Annotated in this window: 5 protein-coding genes and 1 pseudogene; 2 read left to right on the top strand and 4 right to left on the bottom strand. The window is 68.5% G+C overall.

Translation table 11 applies throughout. The annotated features are described in order from the left end of the window. Window positions 1–27: 27 nt before the first annotated feature. The 3 genes from AWZ10_RS17770 to AWZ10_RS17760 all read right to left on the bottom strand — a co-directional run bounded on the left by AWZ10_RS17770 (window position 28) and on the right by AWZ10_RS17760 (window position 2,059). Entirely contained in the window at window positions 28–1,038 is a 1,011-nt protein-coding gene (locus AWZ10_RS17770; protein WP_060891551.1) for a chaplin, read from the bottom strand. Between the two features lie 111 nt (window positions 1,039–1,149). Beyond that, entirely contained in the window at window positions 1,150–1,407 is a 258-nt protein-coding gene (locus AWZ10_RS17765; protein ID WP_046706811.1) for a chaplin, read from the bottom strand. Between the two features lie 250 nt (window positions 1,408–1,657). Continuing rightward, window positions 1,658–2,059: a rodlin gene (locus AWZ10_RS17760; RefSeq protein ID WP_060891550.1), complete on the bottom strand. Its 402-nt coding sequence runs from the start codon at window positions 2,057–2,059 to the stop codon at window positions 1,658–1,660. Between the two features lie 250 nt (window positions 2,060–2,309). Here AWZ10_RS17760 and AWZ10_RS17755 point away from each other — a divergent pair, with 250 nt between their 5' ends. Both AWZ10_RS17755 and AWZ10_RS17750 read left to right on the top strand, forming a co-directional pair. Then, window positions 2,310–2,735, top strand: coding sequence for a rodlin (locus AWZ10_RS17755; protein ID WP_060891549.1), 426 nt, complete (start codon window positions 2,310–2,312; stop codon window positions 2,733–2,735). Between the two features lie 173 nt (window positions 2,736–2,908). Next, window positions 2,909–3,331 carry a rodlin gene (locus AWZ10_RS17750; protein WP_060891548.1) on the top strand — a complete coding sequence of 141 codons (423 nt, stop codon included), beginning with the start codon at window positions 2,909–2,911 and terminating at the stop codon, window positions 3,329–3,331. Between the two features lie 86 nt (window positions 3,332–3,417). Here AWZ10_RS17750 and AWZ10_RS17745 read toward each other — a convergent pair. Beyond that, window positions 3,418–3,915, bottom strand: a pseudogene (locus tag AWZ10_RS17745) (long-chain fatty acid--CoA ligase); the annotation flags it as partial.

The following is a 3,915-nucleotide window of genomic DNA, read 5'->3' as shown; positions in this document are numbered from 1 at the left end:
CTGCGCGTCCCGGCACCCGAAAGCGGCTCAGCGACCGGACGCGGCCCGGCCCCGCCGGTACAGGATGCCCCCACCCGCGATCAGCGCGAGGCTGGCGGCCCCGGCGCCGAGCAGAACCTCACGGTCACTGCCGGTCTCGGGAAGGGTGGGCGGCTGGTCTGTCGGGGGGTGGCTGGTGGGGGGCCTGTCCGTCGGGGGCCTGTCCGTGGGCGGCCTGTCCGTCGGAGGCCTGTCGGTCGGCGGCTTGTCCGTGGGGGGCCCGGCCGTCGGCGGCGCATGGGTCGGGGGCTTGGTCGTCGGGGGCTTGGTCGTCGGAGGCTTGGTCGTCGGAGGCTTGGTCGGCGGCTGGTGTGGGGGCTTGGTCGGCGGGGTGTCGCCGTAGCCGCCTTCGGTGTCCTCGTCGGTGTCCGGAGCGTCGCCGTAGCCGCTCGGGGCGTCGCCGTAGCCGCCTTCAGTGTCCTCGTCGGTGTCCGGGGTGTCGCCGTAGCCGCCCTCGGTGTCCTCATCGATGTCCGGAGCGTCGCCGTAGCCGCTCGGGGCATCGCCGTAGTCGCTCTGGGCGCCGTCGTAGCCGCTCTGGGCGCCGTCGTGGTTGTCGTGGGCGCCTTCGTCCCACTGGTTCGTGTACTCCTCGTACCCGTCCTGCCCCTCGTACGCGTCGGGCTGCGTGTACTCCTCGTACGCCTGTCCCCAGGAGTCCTCGGGGTCCGTCACCGGGGCCGCGGAGTACTGGGGCTCCGCCACGGGGGCGGCGTGGCGCTGCGGGGCGTTATGGGAGCTCTCCGGGGGGTGGTCGCCGGTGTTGCCGCACTCGTTGCCGATGGTCGGGTTGCCGACGGCCGCGGCGTCGACGGTGTTGCCGCAGATGTTCACCGGGATGGTGACCGGCACCTCGACCGCGTTGCCCGACGCGACGCCGGGCGAGTTCGAGGCGGCCCCGTGCGCGCCCGTGTCCGCGAGCACCGGCGTGCCGTAGAGGGACAGCAGGCCCGTCGTCGCGGCGGCCACGACCATTCTCTTGCGCAGGGTCTGTCGCATCTCGTTTTTCTTCCTGCTCGAAGAGGTGGGAAAAGCCGGCCTTGGAGCCGCTGAGGACATTCCAAGACCGGCTGACGCACAGCCGAGCGGCTGGCGCGATGCGCTACGACGTCAGTCGTTGACGCAGACGTTGCCGACTGCCGGGTTGAGCAGCCCGATGATGCTGATGGAGTTGCCGCACACGTTGATCGGGATGTGGACAGGAACCTGAACCACGTTGCCCGAGAGGACACCCGGGGAACCGATGGCGGCGCCCTTGGCCTCCGCGTCGGCGACGGCCGGGGTGGCCATACCCACGGCCATGATCACGCCGGCAACGACAGCAGCGCTCTTCTTGAGCTTCACGTCATTTCCCTTCTCTGCGGTCATGCCTCAATTGACGGCCGAAACCGAGCGAGCACAGCATGAACGGCTCGCATCATGACCCGCAGTCTGCGAACGAGGAATAGACACAGGAAGAAACTAAGGAACGCGGGGAGTCGGGTAATTCACCCGATCGCCCCGCTAAATTGTCGAACAGTCATATCGGCGCCACCTGAATGGCCTTGCCTCGATGACAGACGAAGGGCTCGGGCCGCACGCAGCGCGTGGGCGGCCCGAGCCGTTCCTCGATCTACGATCAGCCGTTGCCGTTGCCGTTGCCGTTGTCCGAGAGGATCGGGATGTCGGACAGGATGTGCGACAGCGGCTCGTCACCCTTGGCCTGGGTGGAGTTCTCGGTGCACTGCTGGTTCTGCGGCGCGGACAGGACCGGAACGTCCTGGAGGACGGCCCCCGCCGCCGCGGCGGTGTTGAGCTTGGCGGGCAGGCCGATGCAGAGCTTGTTGAGCGAGCCCTGGACCAGCGAGAGCTGCGGGCTCATGTCGCCCTTGGTCACGGAGTTGCCGAACGCCTGGCTGGCACCGTTGCCGCTGAACGACGTGGTCCCACCGTCGTCGGCGAGCGCCTGAGGGGCGGCGGCGGCCGCGAGACCGGTGATGGAAGCGGCGACCGCGACCGCGGCCATTGCCTTCTTGAGCATTTCGCATTCCTTTCCTGGCGGACCCGCGGGTCCCTGCTCAGGCAGCAACGGCGGCATACCCCGACCGGTTTCGGCACATCACCCGTTCGGCCCGCTCGCAACGGATGGTTCCAGAGGTCGGCAACACTCCCGCACGCCCGCTTCCACTCCTTCGCATGGGCCGACGGAGTGAATGAGAGCAACCGGGGAGCCCTGGAGAAGTTGTCCATGGTGCTCCGGTGGAAACGGGGTTTTCCAGAAGGGAATGCAAGTGATCAAGAAGATTATGGCCGTAGCGTCGATTGCCGCCTCCGTCGTCGGAGTCTCGACCGTCGCCGCACCCCAGGCGCTCGCCGATGACGGCGGCACCACGTCCTTCAGCGGGAACGACGCCCACCAGGCGTACGGCAACTCGGCCACGTACGGCGACATGAGCCCGCAGATGGCGCTGATCCAGGGCTCGTTCAACAAGCCCTGCATCGCTCTGCCCGCCAAGCTCAACACCATTGGCGCGGCAGCGGCCGTCCTCCAGGACGTCCCGATCCTGTCCGCGCCGCAGAACCAGCAGTGCACCGAGAACTCCACCCAGGCCAAGGGCGACGAGCCGCTGTCGCACCTCCTGTCCGACATCCCGATCCTCTCGGACAACGGCAACGGCAACAACAACGGCGGCGGCAACGCCGCGAAGCAGCACTGACGCCGCGTCCGCACGGGTGAGCCGCCGACCACCGGCGCCCCCTCATCGATGCCCAACTGCCGCGATAAGCCGCTAATTGCGCCAACAGGGGCAATCAGCGCAACTGTTGGCCGAATGCGCTGTTGATCAGGGCGCAACTCCGCACCGGAGTCCGCTTTCCGAAGGGATCGAACATGAAGAAGCTGTGGGCCACCGCGGCTGTTGCCGTTTCCATTGCCGGCCTCGCGGCCGCCACCGCCCCCCAGGCGCTCGCCGACGACGGCGGGACCACGTCGTTCAGCGGCAACGGTGCCAGCCAGGCGTTCGGCAACTCCGTGACCAAGGGCGACATGAGCCCGCAGCTCTCGCTGGTCCAGGGCTCGCTCAACAAGCTCTGCATCGGCCTGCCCGCCAAGCTCAACACCGCCGCGGCGGCGGGGGCCGTCCTCCAGGACGTTCCGGTCCTGTCCGCGCCGCAGAACCAGCAGTGCACCGAGAACTCCACCCAGGCCAAGGGTGACGAGCCGCTGTCGCACATCCTGTCCGACATCCCGATCCTCTCGGACAACGGCAACGGCAACAACAACGGCGGCGACAACGCCGCGAAGCACCACTGACGCCACCACCGCACGCACGAAAAGCGGGTCGCCGAGTTCATCGGCGGCCCGCTTTCGTGTGTCCGGACGGGTGTCGGCCCCGCGTCTCACTTCTTCGCGTACAGCGACTCGATCGCCGCCGCGTACGCCGCCGTGACCGCGTGCCGCTTGATCTTCATCGACGGGGTGAGCAGGCCGTTCTCCTCGCTGAACTCGCCCTCCACCACCTTGAACTCGCGGATGGACTCGGCTCGGGAGACGGCCTGGTTGGCGTAGTCGACGGCCAGTTGGACGTCGGTGCGCATGCGGGGGTCGGCGACGATCTCGGCGAGCGGGGTGTCCGGGGACATGCCGCGGACATGGAGCCAGTGGGTGACGTCCTCGGGGTCGAGGGTGATGAGGGCGGCGACGAAGGGGCGGTTGTCGCCGACGACGATGCACTGGCCGACCGGCGGGCGGCTGCGCAACCGGTCCTCCAGGACGGCTGGGGAAACGTTCTTGCCGCCGGAGGTGACGAGGATGTCCTTCTTGCGGCCGGTGATGGTGAGGTAGCCGTCCTCATCGAGGGCGCCGAGGTCGCCGGTGGCGAACCAGTCGTCGGTCAG

The sequence above is a fragment of the Streptomyces europaeiscabiei genome (assembly GCF_001550375.1).
GTDB classification, from domain to species: Bacteria; Actinomycetota; Actinomycetes; order Streptomycetales; family Streptomycetaceae; genus Streptomyces; species Streptomyces europaeiscabiei.
This window is presented reverse-complemented; position numbering and strand designations above follow the sequence as displayed.